General features: G+C 61.2%; 18 protein-coding genes. All 18 read right to left on the minus strand.

The features are described 5' to 3' along the window. Positions 1 to 87: 87 nt before the first annotated feature. The 18 genes from carB to rpsB all read right to left on the minus strand — a co-directional run bounded on the left by carB (position 88) and on the right by rpsB (position 19,945). Positions 88 to 3,330, minus strand: coding sequence for a carbamoyl-phosphate synthase large subunit (gene carB, locus ACP7AD_RS15485; protein ID WP_426148650.1), 3,243 nt, complete (start codon positions 3,328 to 3,330; stop codon positions 88 to 90). Further along, a complete protein-coding gene (gene carA, locus ACP7AD_RS15490) occupies positions 3,323 to 4,504 on the minus strand; it encodes a glutamine-hydrolyzing carbamoyl-phosphate synthase small subunit (protein WP_426148649.1) in 1,182 nt (393 codons plus the stop codon). Before carA ends, carB begins: the two co-directional genes overlap by 8 nt. Before the next feature lie 275 nt (positions 4,505 to 4,779). Continuing rightward, positions 4,780 to 5,571 (minus strand): TrmH family RNA methyltransferase, encoded by a 792-nt coding sequence (locus ACP7AD_RS15495; protein WP_426148648.1) that lies wholly within the window; start codon positions 5,569 to 5,571, stop codon positions 4,780 to 4,782. Next, positions 5,568 to 6,185 (minus strand): ribonuclease HII, encoded by a 618-nt coding sequence (gene rnhB / locus ACP7AD_RS15500; RefSeq protein WP_426148647.1) that lies wholly within the window; start codon positions 6,183 to 6,185, stop codon positions 5,568 to 5,570. The genes ACP7AD_RS15495 and rnhB overlap by 4 nt, the downstream gene beginning before the upstream one ends. Beyond that, positions 6,157 to 7,296 (minus strand): lipid-A-disaccharide synthase, encoded by a 1,140-nt coding sequence (gene lpxB / locus ACP7AD_RS15505; protein WP_426148677.1) that lies wholly within the window; start codon positions 7,294 to 7,296, stop codon positions 6,157 to 6,159. The genes rnhB and lpxB overlap by 29 nt, the downstream gene beginning before the upstream one ends. Before the next feature lie 64 nt (positions 7,297 to 7,360). Further along, on the minus strand, positions 7,361 to 8,170 hold the full coding sequence (gene lpxA, locus ACP7AD_RS15510) for an acyl-ACP--UDP-N-acetylglucosamine O-acyltransferase (protein WP_426148646.1): 810 nt from the start codon (positions 8,168 to 8,170) through the stop codon (positions 7,361 to 7,363). Positions 8,171 to 8,183: 13 nt separating this feature from the next. After that, positions 8,184 to 8,624: a 3-hydroxyacyl-ACP dehydratase FabZ gene (fabZ, locus tag ACP7AD_RS15515; RefSeq protein WP_426148645.1), complete on the minus strand. Its 441-nt coding sequence runs from the start codon at positions 8,622 to 8,624 to the stop codon at positions 8,184 to 8,186. After that, positions 8,621 to 9,691, minus strand: a complete 1,071-nt coding sequence (gene lpxD, locus ACP7AD_RS15520) for a UDP-3-O-(3-hydroxymyristoyl)glucosamine N-acyltransferase (protein ID WP_426148644.1) — start codon at positions 9,689 to 9,691, stop codon at positions 8,621 to 8,623. Before lpxD ends, fabZ begins: the two co-directional genes overlap by 4 nt. A 47-nt stretch (positions 9,692 to 9,738) precedes the next feature. Next, on the minus strand, positions 9,739 to 10,245 hold the full coding sequence (locus ACP7AD_RS15525; protein ID WP_426148643.1) for an OmpH family outer membrane protein: 507 nt from the start codon (positions 10,243 to 10,245) through the stop codon (positions 9,739 to 9,741). Then, positions 10,245 to 12,545 (minus strand): outer membrane protein assembly factor BamA, encoded by a 2,301-nt coding sequence (bamA, locus tag ACP7AD_RS15530; protein WP_426148642.1) that lies wholly within the window; start codon positions 12,543 to 12,545, stop codon positions 10,245 to 10,247. Before bamA ends, ACP7AD_RS15525 begins: the two co-directional genes overlap by 1 nt. A 13-nt stretch (positions 12,546 to 12,558) precedes the next feature. Continuing rightward, positions 12,559 to 13,935 carry an RIP metalloprotease RseP gene (gene rseP, locus ACP7AD_RS15535; RefSeq protein WP_426148641.1) on the minus strand — a complete coding sequence of 459 codons (1,377 nt, stop codon included), beginning with the start codon at positions 13,933 to 13,935 and terminating at the stop codon, positions 12,559 to 12,561. 1 nt (position 13,936) lies between these two features. After that, complete coding sequence (ispC, locus tag ACP7AD_RS15540; protein ID WP_426148640.1) at positions 13,937 to 15,124, minus strand: 1-deoxy-D-xylulose-5-phosphate reductoisomerase; 1,188 nt, start codon at positions 15,122 to 15,124, stop codon at positions 13,937 to 13,939. A gap of 26 nt (positions 15,125 to 15,150) precedes the next feature. After that, positions 15,151 to 15,981: a phosphatidate cytidylyltransferase gene (locus tag ACP7AD_RS15545; protein ID WP_426148639.1), complete on the minus strand. Its 831-nt coding sequence runs from the start codon at positions 15,979 to 15,981 to the stop codon at positions 15,151 to 15,153. Next, complete coding sequence (gene uppS, locus ACP7AD_RS15550) at positions 15,981 to 16,721, minus strand: polyprenyl diphosphate synthase (RefSeq protein WP_426148638.1); 741 nt, start codon at positions 16,719 to 16,721, stop codon at positions 15,981 to 15,983. Before uppS ends, ACP7AD_RS15545 begins: the two co-directional genes overlap by 1 nt. Positions 16,722 to 16,749: 28 nt before the next feature. Beyond that, on the minus strand, positions 16,750 to 17,310 hold the full coding sequence (gene frr, locus ACP7AD_RS15555; protein ID WP_029525124.1) for a ribosome recycling factor: 561 nt from the start codon (positions 17,308 to 17,310) through the stop codon (positions 16,750 to 16,752). A 62-nt stretch (positions 17,311 to 17,372) separates the two neighbouring features. Beyond that, positions 17,373 to 18,083, minus strand: a complete 711-nt coding sequence (gene pyrH / locus ACP7AD_RS15560) for a UMP kinase (protein WP_426148637.1) — start codon at positions 18,081 to 18,083, stop codon at positions 17,373 to 17,375. Between the two features lie 63 nt (positions 18,084 to 18,146). Beyond that, a complete protein-coding gene (tsf, locus tag ACP7AD_RS15565) occupies positions 18,147 to 19,061 on the minus strand; it encodes a translation elongation factor Ts (protein ID WP_426148636.1) in 915 nt (304 codons plus the stop codon). A gap of 131 nt (positions 19,062 to 19,192) precedes the next feature. Continuing rightward, entirely contained in the window at positions 19,193 to 19,945 is a 753-nt protein-coding gene (gene rpsB, locus ACP7AD_RS15570) for a 30S ribosomal protein S2 (protein WP_426148635.1), read from the minus strand. Between the last annotated feature and the right edge of the window lie 109 nt (positions 19,946 to 20,054).

Genomic DNA, 20,054 nt, shown 5'->3' on the forward strand with positions numbered 1-20,054 from the left:
GTCACCTGGCAGCGGCATGTTTAATCGTCTTGACGTTTTAGTTTAATGCATGTTCGACAAGGTCAACCGGGTGTTTCACCTGATCGATCAAGCCGCCTGCGCGGCGAGCTGGGCATGCAGTTCCTGAATCGAATGCACGCTCAGGTTGTCCAGGTACTTCATGCCTTCAACCGCCGCTTCGGCGCCGGCGATGGTCGTGTAGGTCGTCACCCGGGCCAGCAAGGCCGAGGTGCGGATCTGCCGCGAGTCGGCGATCGCATTGCGGCGCTCTTCCACGGTGTTGATGACCAGCGCAATGACATTGTTCTTGATCATGTCCACCACATGCGGCCGGCCTTCGGTGACCTTGTTGACCACCTTGCAGGCAATGCCCGCCGCCGTGATGGCCGCCGCCGTGCCCTTGGTGGCCAGCAGTTCGAACTTGAGTTCGACCAGCGCCCGTGCCACCTCGACCGCGCGCGCCTTGTCGTTGTTCTTGACCGTCAGGAAGACTTTGCCAGAGGTCGGCAGCTTGGTGCCGGCGCCGATCTGCGACTTCACGAACGCCTCGCCAAAGGTCTTGCCCACGCCCATCACCTCGCCGGTGGACTTCATCTCGGGGCCGAGAATCGTATCCACGCCGGGGAACTTGACGAAGGGAAACACCGCTTCCTTGACGCTGAAATAAGGCGGCGTGACTTCATGCACCACGCCCTGCGACGCCAGCGACTGGCCGACCATGCAGCGCGCCGCGACCTTGGCCAGTTGGACGCCGGTCGCCTTGCTCACGAAAGGCACGGTGCGCGATGCGCGTGGATTGACTTCCAATACGTAGATGACATCCAGGCCGTCGATATGCTGAATGGCGAACTGCACATTCATCAGCCCGACCACGTTCAAAGCCTCGGCCATGGCGGCGGTCTGGCGCTTGATCTCCACAATGGTTTCGGCACTCAGCGAATACGGCGGCAACGAGCAAGCCGAGTCGCCGCTGTGCACGCCGGCCTGCTCGATGTGCTCCATCACGCCGCCGATGAAGGTCTTGCCTTCGGCGTCACGGATGCAGTCCACATCGCATTCGATGGCGTCGTTCAGGAAGCGGTCCAGCAGCACCGGCGAGTCATGGCTGACCTTGACGGCTTCGCGCATGTAGCGCTCCAGGTCGCGCTGCTCGTGCACGATTTCCATGGCGCGGCCGCCCAGCACGTAGCTCGGGCGCACCACCAGCGGGTAACCGAGCGCGGCGGCCTTTTCCAGCGCTTCGGGCTCGGTGCGGGCCGTGGCATTGGGCGGCTGACGCAATTCGAGCGCGTGCAGCAGTTTCTGGAAGCGCTCGCGGTCTTCGGCCGCGTCGATCATGTCGGGCGAGGTGCCGATGATGGGAACGCCGTTGGCCTCTAAATCCAGCGCCAGCTTCAAAGGCGTCTGGCCGCCATACTGGACGATCACGCCAAACGGCTTTTCCTTGTCGACGATTTCCAGCACGTCCTCCAACGTCAGCGGCTCGAAATACAGGCGGTCGCTGGTGTCGTAGTCGGTCGAAACCGTCTCGGGATTGCAGTTGACCATGATGGTTTCGTAGCCGTCCTCGCGCATCGCCATGGCGGCGTGCACGCAGCAGTAGTCGAACTCGATGCCCTGGCCGATGCGGTTGGGTCCGCCGCCCAGCACCATGATCTTTTTCTTGTCAGTAGGCGCCGCCTCGCACTCGCTTCCTTCGGCCTCATAGGTCGAATACAGGTAGGCCGTATTGGTTTCAAACTCGGCGGCGCAGGTGTCCACGCGCTTGTACACCGGGCGCACATTCAGTTCGATGCGCTTCTGGCGAATGGCCGTGTCGGTGGTCTTGAGCTGGCGCGCCAAGCGGCGGTCCGAAAACCCCTTTTGCTTGAGCGCGCGCAAGGTGACGGCGTCGATCTTGTCGAGCGTCGTGGTTTCCAGTTCCAGTTCGATCTTGACGATCTGCTCGATCTGCACCAGAAACCAGCGGTCGATTTTCGTCAGTTCAAAGACTTCATCGACGGAAAGGCCCATGGCAAACGCATCGCCCACATACCAGATGCGGTCTGGTCCGGGCGCGCCGAGTTCCTTTTCCAGCACTTCGCGGTCCTGGGTTTTCTCGTTCATGCCGTCAACGCCGACTTCCAGCCCGCGCAGGGCTTTCTGGAACGATTCCTGGAAGGTCCGGCCCATGGCCATGACTTCGCCGACCGACTTCATCTGCGTCGTCAGGCGCGCGTCGGCGGTCGGAAATTTCTCGAATGCGAAACGCGGAATCTTGGTGACGACGTAATCGATGCTGGGCTCGAAGCTCGCTGGCGTCGCGCCGCCAGTGATCTCGTTGCGCAGCTCGTCGAGCGTGTAGCCCACGGCCAGCTTGGCGGCGACCTTGGCAATCGGGAAACCGGTTGCCTTGGAGGCCAGCGCCGACGAACGCGAGACGCGCGGGTTCATCTCGATGACGACCATGCGGCCGTCGTCGGGGTTGATGGAAAACTGCACATTCGAGCCGCCGGTATCGACGCCGATTTCGCGCAGCACCGCCAGCGACGCATTGCGCAGGATCTGGTATTCCTTGTCGCTCAGGGTCTGGGCCGGCGCCACGGTGATCGAATCGCCGGTGTGCACGCCCATTGGGTCCAAATTTTCAATCGAGCACACGATGATGCAGTTGTCGGCCGTGTCGCGAACCACTTCCATCTCGTACTCTTTCCAGCCAAGCAGCGATTCCTCGATCAGCAGCTCGTTGGTTGGCGAGGCTTCCAGGCCGCGCTTGCAGATTTCCTCGAATTCTTCGGGGTTGTAGGCAATGCCGCCACCGGTGCCGCCCAGCGTGAAGCTGGGGCGGATCACGGTCGGGAAACCCAGCGTCTTCTGCACGGTCCAGGCTTCGTCCATGGTGTGCGCGATTCCGGAGCGGGCGGAACCCAGACCGATCTTGGTCATCGCGTCCTTGAATTTCAGGCGGTCCTCGGCCTTGTCGATGGCTTCGGGCTTGGCGCCGATCAGTTCGACATCGTACTTTTCTAGCACACCATTGCGCCACAGATCGAGCGCGCAATTGAGCGCCGTCTGGCCGCCCATGGTCGGCAGGATCGCGTCGGGCCGCTCCTTGGCGATGATTTTTTCCACCGTCTGCCAGGTGATCGGCTCGATGTAGGTGACGTCGGCCGTCGCCGGGTCGGTCATGATCGTCGCCGGGTTGCTGTTGATCAGGATGACCTTGTAGCCTTCCTCGCGCAATGCCTTGCAGGCCTGCACGCCGGAATAGTCGAACTCGCAGGCCTGGCCGATGATGATCGGGCCGGCGCCGATGATGAGGACGGACTTAATGTCTGTGCGCTTAGGCATTCTTCTTCTCCTGGCTTTGCGCCATCAGCGCCGTGAAGCGGTCGAACAGGTATGAAATATCGTGGGGTCCGGGCGAGGCTTCCGGGTGGCCCTGGAAGCAGAACGCCGGCTTGTCGGTGCGGGCCAGTCCCTGCAGCGTGCCGTCGAACAGGCTGATGTGCGTCGGGCGCAGGTTGGCTGGCAAGGTTTTTTCATCGACCGCAAAGCCATGGTTCTGGCTGGTGATGCTGACGCGGCCGGTGTCCAGGTCTTTCACCGGATGGTTCGCACCGTGGTGGCCGAACTTCATCTTGAAGGTCTTGGCGCCACCGGCCAGGGCCATGATCTGGTGGCCAAGGCAGATGCCAAAGGTCGGGATGCCAGTTTCGATCAGTTCGCGAACCGCTTCAATCGCATAGTCGCAGGCCTGCGGGTCACCCGGGCCGTTGGCCAGGAAAATGCCGTCGGGATTGAGTTTGAGCACGTCGGCTGCAGAGGTCTGCGCCGGCACTACCGTGATGCGCGCGCCGCGCTCGGCAACCATGCGCAGGATGTTTTTCTTCACGCCGAAGTCGAACGCGACCACATGAAAGCGGGGCGTGATCTGCATGCCATAGCCCGAGCCGAGCTTCCACTCGGTCTGGGTCCATTCGTAGGTGTACTTGCTCGACACGACCTTGGCCAGATCGAGGCCGTCCATGCTGGGCGCGGCCTTGGCCATGGCAACCGCCTTGTCGATGGCCGGCTGGCTGATGGCTTCGCCAAGCGCCAGCGCCAGGATGCAGCCGTTTTGCGCACCGTGCATACGCAGGTGGCGCGTCAATTGCCTGGTATCGATCCCGGCAATCGCCACGATGTTTTCACGGACCAAATATTCGGCCAGGGTCATGGTCGAGCGAAAGTTCGAAGCAATCAACGGCAGGTCCTTGATGATCAGGCCGGCGGCATGCACCTTGCTGGACTCAACATCCTCGGCATTGATGCCGTAGTTGCCGATATGCGGATAAGTGAGGGTGACGATCTGCTGGCAATAGCTCGGGTCCGTGAGGATTTCCTGATAGCCGGTCATGGCAGTGTTGAACACCACCTCGCCGATCGTGGAGCACGCAGCTCCAATCGAATTGCCAATAAAGACCGTGCCGTCTGCGAGCGCCAAAATGGCGGGCGGGGTATTTCCCTGAAGAGACAAAAGCACTGGGTTCTCCGGTTGTACGGTTCGCCCAAGCGTGCGCCAGAAACGTCGGGTCAGACGCTTGCGGGCTGCTTTTGTGGATGGGTTTTGCTTTGTATGCGCTTGGGCGAAGCTGGGATTTGAAAAGCCCACGATTATATAACGCCCCCACGGTCGCTCACTTCGTGTAGCTTCCTGCCCCCCGAGGGGGCCGTTGCGCCTGCGGCCCGGCGGAGTCGGTTCCGCGGCCCCTGCTGGGCTGCGAAGGGAGAGCGCCCGCTGCCTTTTACTGCTTCAGTTCAGCTGCAATGCAAAGTCAGCGAACTAGCGTACAGGCAAATCGCGGCGGCGGCGGCCACATTGAGCGATTCCTCGCCTCCGGGCTGGTCGATGCGGACCTTCAGGCGGGCCCTGTCCATCAACTCGTCGCTGACGCCCTGCCCTTCGTGGCCCATGGCCCAGGCGCACGGCATCGGCAAGGCTTGCTGGTGCAGAAAACTGCCGTGGTGCGAACTGGTGACCACGATCGGGACGGTCAGCGCAGCCAAGGCATCGGGCTCTACGCCTTCGACCAGGCGCAGGGAAAAATGCGCGCCCATGCCGGCGCGCAGCACTTTTGGCGACCACAGCGCCGCCGTTCCCTTGAGCGCGATGATCTGACCAAAGCCGAAGGCTGCCGCGCTGCGCAGGATGGAGCCGACATTGCCGGCATCCTGCACGCGGTCCAGGATGACCGACGCCGCGCCGGGCTGGAGTTCGGGCGCGACGGGCAATTCGAGCACGAAGCCCATGTGTGCTGGCGATTCGAGTCCGCTGATCTCGGGCAGCAAGGCATCAGCGATCACTATGTTTTTAATAGCTGCCTGCGAATACTGGGCTTGCGCTAGAGGCCAAAAAGACTCTGAAAACACGGCTAGGGCAGGTTTCAGGCCGCGCGCCAGCGCGGCGCGGCACAAATGGTCGCCCTCCAGCCAGACGCGGCCCTGTTTGCGGTAGGCGGTGTTGTCGTGCGACAGGCGGTGCAGCTCCTTGATCAGGACGTTGTCGCGCGACGAAACATGCGTGACAGAAACGGAAAAGCCGCCGCTCATTGCAATACTCCGGCAACCGGCGCAAACGAGCGCCGGTGCTGCGGGCAGGCGCCGTGCTGGCGCAAGGCGGCCAAGTGCGCGGCCGTGCCATAGCCCTTGTGGCCGGCAAACCCATATTGCGGGTATTGAAGGTCATAGTCGCTGCACCAGCGGTCGCGGTAGACCTTGGCCAGAATCGAGGCCGCCGAAATCGCCGGCACCAGCGCATCACCCTTGACAATCGCCTCGGCCAAAATCAGCAGCAGGGGCAGCTGGTTGCCATCGACCAGCACCTTGGCCGGCTTGAGCCGCAGGCTTTCGACCGCCCGCTTCATGGCCAGCAGGGTCGCCTGCAGGATGTTCAGGCGGTCAATTTCTTCCACGGTCGCCATTGCAATCGAGCAGCACAGCGCCTTGGCCTGGATCTCGTCATACAGCTTCTCGCGCCGCAGGGGCGTGAGTTTTTTCGAATCCGCCAGGCCCGTGATGGGATTGAACGGGTCCAAAATGACGGCCGCCGCGACGACCGGCCCGGCCAGCGGCCCGCGTCCGGCCTCGTCGACGCCCGCCATCAGGCCGGGCGCGTCCCACGAAAAAACAGTCTGCTCAGGTTTCAAGAATTTTCTGGATTGCATCGGTGGCCAGTTGGGAAGTGTCTCGCTGCAGTTCGGCATGCAGCTGGGTGAATCGTTGTTCGACAGCCCTTATTTTTTCCGGAGCCGACGATTTTGCACCAACCCATTCGAGCAGCGCCTGCGCCAGCGCCTCGGGCGAGGCCTGGTCCTGCAGCAGTTCAGGCACGACAAAATCACGGCACAAGATATTGGGCAGGCCGACCCAGGGCTGCAGCTGCTTGCGCCGCATGATCTGCCACGACAGCCAGTTCATGTTGTAGGCAATCACCATCGGCCGCTTGAACAGCGCGGCTTCCAGCGTGGCGGTGCCGCTGGCGATCAAGGTGACATCGCAGGCCGCCAGCACGGCGTGGGACTGGCCCACGACAATCTGCACATCGGCACGAATACCGGCAACATCTGCCAGCTGCTCAATCCGGCTTTTCAGCGCGGGAATCGCGGGGACTATGAATTTGATAGCTGGTTGTGCATGCCTTACAAGCGCTGCAGCCCGAAAGAATCGCAAAGCCAGGTACTCTATTTCCGACTTGCGGCTGCCCGGCAAAATGGCGACCACCGTATCCTGGTCACGCAAGCCCAGCGCCTGCCGGGCCGCCTGGCGGTCAGGCTGCATCGGAATCACGGCCGCCAGCGGATGGCCGACATAGGTCGCGGCAATCCCGTGCGCGGCCAGCAAGGCCGGCTCGAAAGGAAAGATGCACAGCACATGGTCCACGCTGCGCCTGATTTTTTCAACCCGGTCGGCCCGCCAAGCCCAGATGGACGGGCAGACAAACTGCACCGTCTTGACGCCTTCAGCCTTCAGCGCCGCTTCCAGACCCAGGTTGAAATCAGGCGCGTCGATGCCGATGAAGAGATCGGGACGCCGGTCCGGGCCCGTCAACAAACGGTTTTTCAGCTGCTCGCGGATGCCGGCGATTTCGCGGTAGTGACGCAGCACCTCGACATAACCGCGCACGGCCAGTTTTTCGCTTGGCCACCAGATCTCAAAACCCTGTCCTGCCATGCGCGGACCGCCGATGCCACCCGTTTTCAGCGCAGGCCAGCGGGCCCTCAGGCCGGACAGCAGCAGGCCGGCCAGCAAGTCGCCAGACGTTTCGCCCGCCACCATGGCAATGTGGGGCGCCGCCCCTTCGCGGTGCGGCAAAGGAGATGGCGCCACCGGCATCATCGCCCTAGCGAACGATGCCACGCCGGGGCGATGTCTGCTCCAGAAACGAGAGCATCATCTGCACGTCCGTCCGGGACTCCGGGTACTTTTCTGTCAGTGTGGCAATGCCGTCTTTGGCCTGCTCCAGTGTCAGCCCGTCGCGGTACAACACCTTGTGCATGGCCTTGACGGCCGAAATGCGGTCCGCCGAAAATCCCCGGCGGCGCAGGCCTTCGAAGTTCATCGAGCGCGCTTTGGCCGGCTGGCCCTGGCACATCACAAACGGCGGCAAATCGGCCAGCAGCACCGAAGAAACGGCGGTAAAACTGTGCGCACCGAGCCGCACAAACTGGTGCACCCCGGTAAAGCCGCCCAGGATCACCCAGTCGCCAATCTGCACATGGCCGCCCAGCGTGGTGTTGTTGGCAAAGATCGTGTGGTTGCCCACCACACAGTCATGCGCCACATGCACATAAGCCATGATCCAGTTGTCATCGCCCAGGCGCGTCACGCCGCTGTCGCCAGGCGAGCCGATGTTGAAGGTGCAGAACTCCCGGATCGTGTTGCGGTCGCCAATCACCAGTTCGCAGGGCTCGCCCGCGTATTTCTTGTCCTGCGGCACACCGCCCAGCGAGTTGAACTGGAAAATCCGGTTGTCGCGGCCGATGCTTGTGTGGCCTTCAATCACGCAATGCGCGCCGACCGTCGTGCCCGCGCCAATCCTGACATGGGGGCCGATGATTGTGTAAGGCCCGACACTGACCGAGCTGTCGAGCTGGGCCAGGGGATCGACAAGGGCGGTGACATGGATGCCGGACGCGGCTGGCAAGGTCATGTTCAGGCTCGCCTCAAGCAACAGTGCGCATGGTACACATCAGTTCGGCTTCGCAGGCCAGAGTTCCGTCCACGCGGCACACGCCCTTGAACTTGAAGATGCCGGCTTTCATGCGCAGCAATTCGACGTCCATGATCAGCTGGTCGCCAGGCCCCACCGGGCGCTTGAAGCGTGCCCCGTCAATGCCCGCAAAGTAATAAACCGTCTTGTCGTCTGGCGTGACACCCAGCGTGGAAAACGACAGCAGCGCCGCCGCCTGCGCCATGGCCTCGATCATCAGCACGCCGGGCATGACCGGATGCTTGGGAAAATGGCCCATGAAAAAAGGCTCGTTGATGGTGACGTTCTTCAGCGCCTTGATACTTTTACCGGTTTCAATCTCCAGCACCCGGTCGACCAACAAAATAGGATAGCGGTGCGGCAATAACTTGAGAATCTGGTGAATATCCATCATGATTTTTCTTCTTTGAATCGAGCCTGCAGTTGCCGCAGGGTTTTTTCTGTTTGTTTCAGCCGTTCACGCAGCGTATAGAGCTGCTTGAGCGAGGCGGCATTTTTTTCCCAGGCGGCATTGTCGTCGATGGGAAAAAGGCCGGTGTAGTGGCCAGGCTTCGACAGTGACCGGGTCACAGTCGTGGCGGCCGACACATGCACGCCGTCGGCCAGGTGCAAATGGCCCAGCACGATCGCCCCGCCGCCCACGGTGCAATGCGCGCCAATCGTCGCGCTGCCGGCGACGCCGGCACAGCCCGCCATCGCGGAATGCTGGCCTACCCGCACGTTGTGGCCGATCTGCACCAGGTTGTCGAGCTTGACGCCATCCTCCAGCACTGTGTCCTGCAAGGCGCCCCGGTCAATGCAGGTATTGGCACCGATTTCCACGTCATTGCCGATGCGTACCGCGCCCAGTTGCTCGATCTTGACCCACTGGCCGCCGTGCGGCGCAAAGCCGAATCCGTCCGCACCAATCACGGCGCCGGGATGGATGATGCAGCGCTCTCCGATGCTGCAGCCGTCAGCGACTGTCACGCGCGCCGAAAGCCGGCTGCGGGCGCCAATGGAGGCATTCGCACCAATGACGCAATGCGCGCCGACTCGCGCACCTTCGCCAATCGCCGCACCGGCATCAATGCAGGCGAATGCGCCTATCGACACATTCGGGCCGATGCGGGCGGTTGGGTCAATGATGGCACTCGAATGGATGGCCGGCGCGGCATCCGGCGCATGCAGCCGTTTCCAGAGCTGGGTGACCAGTGCAAAGTAATGGTAGGGATCGTCCACCACGATGCACGGACCGCGCTTCAACGCGACATCGCGGACTGAAGGCGCGACGATCACGCAGCCCGCCGCGGATTGCGCAAGCTGGCCGAGGTACTTTGGATTGCTGAGAAAGGTCAGTTCGTTTGGTCCCGACGCTTCCAGGGTGGACAGCCGGTCAATCAGCACTTCCGGGTTGCCCACCAACTCGGCCGGCGCCTGATCGGCCAGCAGCCGGGTGATGTCAGCAAGTCTGAGCGTCATGCGGCACCCGCCCTTTCCACGCTCATGCGTACGCGCGCCACCGGAAATTACTTGGAAGCGTTGAGCGCTTTGATCACCTTGTCAGTGATGTCATGCTTGGGATTCACGTACACCGATTCCTGCAGGATCAGGTCGTATTTTTCGGTTTCCGCCAGGGTTTTGACGACCTTGTTGGCGCGCTCGATGACCAGTTGTAGTTCTTCGTTCTTGCGGGCGCTCAGGTCTTCCTGGAATTCACGGCGTTTTGTCTGGAAGGTGCGGTCCTGATCGACCAGTTGACGCTGGCGCAGCGTGCGCTGGCTTTCCGCCAGCGTCGGCGCTTCGCGCTCGAATTTGTCCGACTGGGTCTTGAGTTGGGCCGCGAGGTCGGTCAGCTCTTTTTCACGCTTGCTGAATTCCTGCTCCAGCTTGGTCTGTGCCGCCTTGGCCGAATTGGCTTCGCGGAAAATGCGGTCCAGGTTGACGACGCCCACCTTGAATTCCTGCGCGCTGGCCGAAAAGCCGGCGACCGCAATCACCAAGCCGAGGAGAATTTTGCTGGAAAAATTTTTCATTAGAAAGAGGTACCAATTTGGAATTGCAAACGTTCGATTTTATCGCTGGCCTGTTTACGCAGCGGAACGGCATAGGCAATGCGCAGCGGGCCGATGGGGGAAATCCAGCTGATGCCCAGGCCGGTAGACGCCCTGAGGCCATCGGGTCCGCTGAGTTTATAGCTGTCCTTGAACACGTTGCCGGCATCGACAAAGCCGTACATGCGCAAGGTTCGGTCGTTTCCGGCGCCCGGAAACGGTGCGATCAGTTCAGCATTGAGCGTCAGCTTTTTCGGTGCGCCGACGGCAAGGCCGGAGCTGTCGCGAGGCCCCAGCGATCCCTGCTCAAAACCGCGAACAGAGCCCAAACCGCCTGAATAATAATTCTTGAACAGCGGGTAAGGCTGGCCGTTCAGCCCCTTGCCCCAGCCCAGTTCGCCGTTCAGGGCCAGCGTGAATTGCTTGTTCAGCGCAATGTATTGCTGGATCTGGTAATTGGCGCGAACAAAGCGGATGTCTCCTGCAATACCCCAGTCGCCATAGACACGCTGGAAACGTCCTGCTGTCGGCACCAGGGCGCTGTCGCGGCTGTCGCGGGACCAGCCGACCGTCAGGGGAATCGAGTTGCTCTTGAAGCCGAACTGGTTGGCGTAATCCTGGTAGCTGACCGGCAGGTTGGAGCCAGGAACGATCGTCAGCGACTCGTAGCCGGAGCCAAAGTAAACCGTGTCGGTTTCGGTGAACGGAACACCGAAACGGATGCTCGCGCCGCGCGTCTTCAATTTATAGTCGCCGCCCTGCCCTGACAGCGGCTGCGAGGTCCGGTCGTAGACGTCGATGGAGCGCGAAATGCCATCTGCGGTGAAGTACGGGTCGATCGTGCTCAGCACCAGTTGCCGATTCGACTTGCTGGTGTTGACTTCAATGCCCAGGTAGTTGCCCGAGCCAAAGACGTTTTCCTGCTTGATGCCGAACATCAGCGAAACGCTGTCGGCACTGGAGTAACCGGCGCCGAGCTGCAGGTTGCCGGTGGGCTTTTCAGCCACGTTGACCGTGATGTCCACCTGGTCGGGCGTGCCGCTCACTTCCTGCGTTTCCACATTCACTTCGGTGAAAAATCCCAGGCGGTCGACGCGGTCGCGGGAAAGCTTGATCTTGTCGCCGTCGTACCAGGACGATTCGAACTGGCGGAATTCGCGGCGCACGACTTCGTCGCGGGTGCGGCTGTTGCCCGACACATTGATGCGCCGCACGTAGGCCCGGCGCGAAGGCTCGGCCTGCAGCACAAAAGCGACGCGGTTGTTTGCACGGTCGATTTCGGGAACCGCCTCGACCCGGGCAAAGGCGAAGCCGAAAACGCCGAAATAGTCGGTGAAGGCCTTGGTGGTTTCGGCCACGGCATCGGCGTTGTAGGGCTCGCCGGGCTTGATGGTGACCAGCGATTTGAATTCTTCTTCCTTGCCCAGGAAGTTGCCTTCGAGCTTGACGCCGGACACCACGAAACGCTCGCCTTCGGTCACGTTCAGGGTGATGGCAATGCTCTGCTTGTCGGGAGAAATCGCCACCTGCGTGGTATCAACCTTGAACTCCAGGTAGCCGCGCGACAGGTAATAGGAACGCAGCGATTCAATGTCCGCATTGAGCTTGGCGCGCGAATAGCGGTCGGACTTGGTGTACCAGCTCAGCCAGCCGCCGGTGTCCAGGTCGAACAGGCCGAGCAGCGTCGATTCGCTGAACGCCTTGTTGCCCGTGATGCGGATTTCCCTGATCTTTGCTACGTCGCCCTCGACCACATTGAAGGTCAGGTTAACGCGGTTGCGCTCGATGGGCGTGACGGTGGTAATCACCTCGACGCCGTACAGGCTCTTGTTGATGTACTGGCGCTTGAGTTCCTGCTCGGCCTTGTCGGCCAGCGCCTTGTCGAACGGCTGGCCGTCGGCAATGCCGGCATCGCGCAGCGCTTTTTTCAGCACTTCCTTGTCAAACTCCTTGGTGCCGACAAAGTCCACGTCGGCCACGGTGGGGCGCTCCTCGACGATCACCACCAGCACATCGCCGTTGACTTCGAGCCGGACATCCTTGAAAAGGCCCAAGCCGAACAGGGCGCGAATGGCGCTGGAGCCCTTTTCGTCGTTGTAGGTTTCACCGGCCCGGAAAGGCAGCGAGGCAAAAATGGTGCCGGGCTCGACGCGCTGCAGTCCTTCCACCCGGATGTCCCGGACGGTAAAGGGATCGACGGCCCAAGCCGCATTCGCGAACAACATGCTGGCGGCAATGGCGCAGACGGCACGAACTTTGAAATGATTGAATTGCTTTTGCATGAATTGGTAGAAGTTAGCCGACAAGCCGGGCGACGTCGTTGAAAAGGGCGATGCTCATCATGCCCAGGAGAATCGCAACGCCACCGCGCTGCAGACGGTCCATCCAGGCGTCTGACACGCCCCGACCGGTGATCCATTCCCAAAGATAATACATCAGGTGCCCACCGTCCAGAACCGGCAGCGGCAGCAGGTTGAGCACGCCCAGGCTGACGCTGACCAGGGCCAGAAATACCAGATAGGACGTCCATCCCAGGGTGGCGGACTTGCCGGCGTAGTCGGCAATGGTGAGCGGGCCGCTCAGGTTCTTCAGCGATGCTTCGCCAATGACCATCCTGCCCATCATCTTGAGCGTCAGCGCGGACACTTCCCAGGTACGGACAGCGCCTTGCCACAAGCCATCGATCGGTCCGTAACGCACCGTGACAAATTCAGGCGGCGCGCCAACAAAAGCGCCAATGCGGGCCACCGCGACATTGTTCTCCCGGCTGATTTCGGGCATGACCTGCAGGGCCATTGGCTGGCCTGCGCGCAGGATCTGCCAGCGTTGCGGCATCACGGCGCCCTGATCCGCGCCTGGCGACTGGGCGTGAGCGCGGATGGTTTCGCGCAGCTGCTGGCCGTCGACGATCGAGATGTCGCCGATGCGCTGGACCACGTCGCCCGCCTTCAGGCCGGATTTTTCAGCGGCGCTGGCCGCCATGACCTCGCCGATCACCGGCGCGGTCCACGGCCCGACAATGCCGATTTTCCGGAACAGCTGGGCATCGGCATCAGCGGCATCGAGCCGGCTGAGCGGCAACATAACCGTTCGTGTCGATGCGCCGGCCTCGTCGCCGAGCACCAGCTGCAAATCTTGTCCGTCGAGCGCGCCTTGCGTCAGGCGCCAGCGCAGGTCTTCAAACGAGCGAAGCGTTTCCAGTTCATCGCCTTCAAAAGCCGCCTTCTGGACGATCTCGCCGCCGGTCAGCCCAGCCTGCTGCGCCAATGAACCGGCCACCGGGCTGGCCAGAACCGCCCTGGGTTCCTGCACACCGCTCCAGTTCACCACGGCATACAGCAACACGGCCAGCAGCAGATTAGCCAGCGGCCCGGCCACCACAACCGCTGCGCGCGACTTGAGCGGCTGGGTGTTGAACGCCAGGTGGCGCTCGGCCGGATCGACCGGCGCCTCCCGTTCGTCGAGCATCTTCACATAGCCGCCGAGCGGCAGCATGCCGATGGAAAAATCGGTGTCCTTGCCCTTGAGGCGCCAAGTGAAGAGCGGCTTGCCAAAACCGATGGAAAACTTCAGCACCTTGATGCCGCAGGCCACGGCCACCCGGTAGTGGCCGTACTCATGCACGGCAATCAGGATGCCAAGCGTTACCAGAAAGGAAAGCAGTGTGAGCATGTCAGGACTCCAGACCTTGGGCGATTTGACCCGCTACGCGGCGCGACTCGGCGTCCAGCGCGAGCAGGCCTTCAATATCGTGAATGCCGGAGACGCCAACCGCCTCCAGGGTGGCATGGTTGACCTGGTGAATATGGTCAAAGCGGATTCGCCCGTCCAGGAAGGCGGCCACCGCGATTTCATTGGCGGCATTCAAGACAGCGGCGCTGCCAACGGGCGCCCTGAGCACCTCCCAGGCCAGCGGCAAGCCCGGAAAGCGCGCATCGTCAGGGACTTCGAACGTCATGCTCGCCAGGTTTCTGAAGTCCAGCGTTTTTGCCCCGGAGCTGATGCGCTCGGGCCAGGCCAGGCCATAGGCGATCGGCACCCGCATGTCGGGCGTTCCCAGCTGTGCCACCACCGAGCTGTCGTGGTACTGCACCATGGAATGGATGATGCTTTGCGGATGGATCACCACTTCAATTTGGCTAGGTGCCATACCGAACAGATATTTGGCCTCGATGACTTCGAGCGCCTTGTTCATCATGGTGGCCGAATCGACCGAAATCTTGCGCCCCATCACCCAGTTCGGATGCGCGCAGGCCTGCTCGGGCGTCACCTCGCGCAAGCTGGCGGGCGCGTGGGTGCGAAACGGTCCGCCCGACGCGGTCAGGATGATTTTTTCAACCCGGTGCGGCCAGCTGGACGCGTCATCGGGCAGTGACTGAAAGATGGCCGAATGCTCACTGTCAATCGGCAGCAGCCTGGCGCCCCCGGCTTCAACGGCCCGCATGAACACATCGCCACCGACCACCAGCGCCTCCTTGTTGGCCAGCAGCAGGCGCTTTCCGGCGCGGGCGGCAGCCATGCAGGACGGTAATCCGGCAGCGCCGACGATCGCCGCCATCACCGCATCGACCTGATCATGCGACGCTATTATTTCAAGAGCATCTTGCGTATACAGGACTTGCGTAGGCAGCCTATTTGCCTTAATTTTTTCAGCCAGCAGCCGCGCATGCGGCTGGCTGACCATCACCGCATACTGCGGCTTGAACTGCGCGCACTGGACCAGCATGAGATCGACCCGGGTGGCGGCACTCAGCGCAAACACCTCGAAACGCTCAGGGTGCCGTGCAATCACCTCCAACGTGCTGACACCAACGGAGCCGGTCGAACCCAGAACGGTGATGCGCTGCTTTTCGAAGGTCATGTGGAAGAGATTTCGGCCAGGAAGGGTTACAGGGTGACGAGCATCATGGCCAGCGGCAAGGCAGGCAAGAGCGCATCGACGCGGTCCAGCACGCCGCCATGGCCGGGCAGCAGCCCGCTGGAATCCTTGACACCAGCGCTGCGCTTGACCAGCGACTCGACCAGATCGCCGACCACGCTCATGGCTGCCAGAAAAATCACGGCCAGCAGCATCAGGGCAATGCCGTGGCGCTGCGCCAGCTGGCCGTAGAGCGTGTTGCCGCCCCAGAAAGACCAGACCAGCGAAAGCGCGACCACACCGGCCATGCCGCCCCAGACGCCTTCCCAGCTTTTTCCGGGACTGATCGACGGCGCCAGCTTGCCCTTGCTGAAGCGCCCGCCCAAGGCGCGGCCAGCGAAATAGGCAAAGATGTCGGCGACCCAGACCAGCACCAGCACGGACAGCAGGAATTCAATGCCCATGACACGCGCTTGCGCAATCGCCAGCCACGCCAGCCATAGCGCGACCAGGCCGCCGGAAAGACGCAACGCCCTTGGAATTCTGGGCCAGCCAGCAACGCCGGCGCGCAACAGCCAGGCGCCTGCCAGCACCCAGGCCGCACCGGCAGCAGCCCACAGAAGGGGCAGTGGCCGGTCAAGCAGGCCGCCGTACCACGACAAGCCGCATGCCAGCACGCACAGCGCTGCCAGCCCGAAAGAGCCAGCCTGACCAAAGGCATTGAGACTACCCCATTCCCAGGCACCTGCGGCAATCATCAGCAAGGCCAGGGCGCAAAAAGGAGCCGGCGTTTTGTAGAAAAGCGCAGGAAGCAAAATCGCCAGCAGGACGATGGCGGTGATGACACGCTGTTTAAGCATCAGGCAGCATTTTCGTTGGAAACCTTTAGCTGGGTGCCCAGCTGGGCCGATGTCTGGCCAAAGCGGCGCTCGCGGGCGCTGTAGGCGGCAATCGCTTCGTCGAGTGTCGCCTCATCGAATTCAGGCCAGAGCTTGGCTGAAAAATACAGTTCTGAATAGGCCGCCTGCCAGAGCATGAAATTACTGATGCGCAATTCCCCACCGGTGCGGATCAAGAGATCAGGATCTGGCACATGCGCCAGCGCCATCGCTTGGTCCAGCGACCGCTCGGTGATGGCTTCGCCCCGGCTGGCCAGTTTCTGGGCCGCCTGGGCAATGTCCCAGCGTCCGCCATAGTTGAAACACACGTTGAAGACCAGGCGCTGGTTTGCCGCCGTGTTGAATTCAGCCTCCAGCAGCCCGGCCTGGACCCTCCTGGAAAGCCGCTGGCGGTCGCCGATGAAGTGAAGCCGCACGCCGTTGTCGTTCAGGCGCGGCACCTGCTTGGCCAGCGCCAGCACCAGCAGATCCATCAATCCGGAAACTTCGTCCGACGGCCGGTTCCAGTTCTCGGAGGAAAACGCAAACACCGTCAGCACGCGGACACCGCGCACAAGGCAGGCCTTCACGCAGTCACTGAGCGCGTCGACGCCCTGCTTGTGACCCGCGATGCGTGGCAAAAAGCGTTTCTTGGCCCATCGGCCATTGCCATCCATGACGATGGCGATGTGATGCGGAACAGTCAAGGCTGAAGTGGCCATGGGCTGGTTCAGGCCAGGTCGGGCGACGTCAAACCGCCATCAGGTCTTGTTCCTTGCCGGCGACCATCTTGTCCACGTCGGCAATGAAACGGTCGGTGAACTTCTGGATTTCATCCTGCGAACGGCGTTCGTCGTCCTCGGAGGCCAGCTTGTCCTTGACCAGTTTCTTGACGCCGTCATTGGCATCGCGGCGCAGGTTGCGGATCGCCACCTTGGCATGCTCGCCCTCGGCGCGAACGACCTTGGTGAGTTCCTTGCGGCGCTCTTCGGTCATGGCTGGCATCGGAACGCGGATCAGGTCGCCCTGCGACGCCGGATTCAGACCCAGGTCGGAATCGCGAATAGCTTTTTCGATCTTGGCGCCCATGCCCTTCTCCCACGGCGAGACGCTGATGGTGCGGGCATCGAGCAGCGCCACGTTGGCCACCTGGCTGATGGGCACCATGGAGCCGTAATAGTCCACATGCACGCTGTCGAGCAGGCCAGGGTTGGCGCGGCCGGTGCGGATTTTGGTCAGGTTGTGCTGGAACGATTCCAGGGACTGCTGCATTTTTTGCGTTGCCTGCTGCTTGATCTCAACAATGCTCATTATCGAATCTCCTGATGACTGAATTCAAAAAAATGCAAAAACGGCGCTAGCGACAGGCCGGCTCAAACGTGAACCAGGGTTCCTTCATCTTCGCCCATGACCACGCGCTTGAGCGCACCCAGCTTAAATATGCTGAAGATTTTGATCGGCAGCTTCTGGTCGCGGCACAGGGCGAACGCCGTCGCGTCCATCACTTCGAGATTCTTGCCGATGGCTTCGTCAAAAGTGATGCTGGTGTAACGCGTGGCCAGCGGGTCTTTCTTGGGATCTGCAGAATAAACGCCATCGACCTTGGTGGCTTTCAACACAATTTCAGCACCGATTTCAGCGCCACGCAAGGCAGCTGCGGTATCGGTGGTGAAGAAAGGGTTGCCCGTGCCTGCCGCGAAGACAACCACCTTGCCCTCTTCCAGGTATTGCAGCGCCTTGGGCCGGACATAGGGCTCGACCACGCGCTCGATGCCAATCGCAGACATCACCCGGGCAATCAGACCAGCCTTGTCCATCGTGTCGCCCAGCGCGAGTGCGTTCATGACAGTGGCCAGCATACCCATGTAGTCGGCCGTTGCGCGGTCCATGCCGACCGAGCCACCGGCCACGCCGCGAAAGATGTTGCCGCCGCCAATGACCACGGCCACCTGCACGCCCATGCGCGTGACCTCGGCAATTTCCTCCACCATGCGAACGATGGTCGCGCGGTTGATGCCGAAGGCATCATCGCCCATCAGGGCCTCTCCTGACAGTTTTAACAAGATGCGCTTGTAGGCTGGCATGAAGAAGCTTTCGTGATGGGGTGAATGAATAAAAAAAACGACCTTCCGGGTGAACGCAAAAGCTCAGGCGCCCTTGGCGGCAGCCACCTGGGCGGCGACTTCGGCAGCGAAATCGTCAACCTTCTTTTCGATGCCTTCGCCGACAACATACAGCGTGAAGGATTTGACGCTGGTCGCCTTTTCCTTGAGCATCTGCTCGACGGTCTGCTTGTCGTTCTTGACGAAGGTCTGGTTGTTCAGGCTGACTTCCTTCAGGTATTTCTGAACTCCGCCCTCGATACGCTTGGCCACGATTTCAGCGGACTGGACCGGCTTGCCAGCGGCTTGTGCGACGGAAGCGTCTTCCGCAGCTTTTGCGGCGGCAACCGAACGCTCTTTGGCCACCAGATCGGCGGGCACATCGGCGCTGGACAGGGCCACTGGCTTCATGGCCGCCACATGCATGGCCACGTCCTTGGCGGCGGCTTCGTCGCCCTCAAACTCCACGACCACGCCAATGCGCGTGCCGTGCAGGTAGGCCGCCGACTTGCCATCGGCAAAACGCTTGAAGCGGCGCACCGTCATGTTTTCGCCGATCTTGCCAATCAGGCCCCTGCGCACATCTTCGACGGTAGGACCGAAGCTGTCCATGGACAGCGGCATCGCAGCCAGGGCGTCAAGGTCCGCAGGATTGTTCTTGACAACGCCTTCGGCAACCGCATTGGCAAAGGCCAGGAAGCTGTCGTTCTTGGTCACGAAATCGGTTTCGCAGTTGATTTCCACCAGCGCGGCATGGTCGCCTTCGCGGGCCATGGTCACGACGCCTTCGGCCGTGACGCGGGACGCTGCCTTGCCAGCTTTGCTGCCGAGCTTGACGCGCAGCAGTTCTTCCGCTTTGTCAAAGTCGCCTTCGGCCTCGGTCAGCGCTTTTTTGCATTCCATCATGGGTGCGTCGGTCTTGGCGCGCAGTTCAGCGACCATCTTTGCAGTAATTGCCATTGCCATCTTTAATTCTCCGTAATTTCGTTTTGACCTGGAGGTGCGCTTCAACAGCGCCCTTCATCTTGTTAACGTGTGAAAAAGGGGCTACGCGAGCCCCTTTTTCACGTTTGGCGCAAGGCCAATGCCCATCAGGCGGCGGCGTTTTCCACTTCGACGAATTCATCCGAACCTTCGTCCTGCACGCCATGGACTACCTTTTCCAGAGCGCTGGCGCGGCCCTCGATGACGGCGTCCGCGATGCCACGGGCATACAGCGCCACAGCCTTGGAGGAGTCATCGTTACCGGGAATCACATAGTCGATGCCCAGTGGCGAATGGTTGGTATCCACCACGCCAATCAGCGGGATGCCGAGCTTTTTGGCTTCCAGAATCGCGATCTTGTGGAAGCCGACGTCGATCACGAAGATGGCGTCCGGCAAAGCGGTCATATCCTGAATACCACCGATGTCTTTTTCAAGCTTTTCGATTTCGCGCTTGAAGGTCAGCTGTTCTTTCTTGCTGATCGTGTCCAAGCCTGCTTCCTGCTGGGCCTTCATTTCCTTGAGGCGCTTGATCGAGGTCTTGACCGTCTTGAAGTTGGTCAGCATGCCGCCCAGCCAGCGCTGGTCAACGTAGGGAATGCCGGCGCGCTGCGCTTCGGCGGCAACGGTTTCGCGGGCGGTGCGCTTGGTGCCGACCATCAGGATGGTGCCGTTGTTGGCGCTCAGCTGCTTGGCGAATTTCATCGCCTCCTGGAACATCGGCAGCGATTTTTCCAGGTTGATGATGTGGATACGGTTGCGATGGCCAAAAATAAAGGGGGCCATTTTTGGGTCCCAGAAGCGGGTTTGGTGACCAAAGTGGACGCCGGCTTCCAGCATTTCGCGCATGTTCGTAGACATAATTCATAACTCCAAAGGTTGTTTCTAAAACCAGCGCTTATTGCCGGAAGGATTTCCGGACAACACCTTGTGTGGCTGATTTGCGATTTGCCCTGCAAGCGAGACCGTC

Origin of the sequence: Polaromonas sp. DSP2-3-2b2 (genome assembly GCF_049895905.1) — a bacterium.
Lineage (GTDB): Bacteria > Pseudomonadota > Gammaproteobacteria > Burkholderiales > Burkholderiaceae_C > Polaromonas.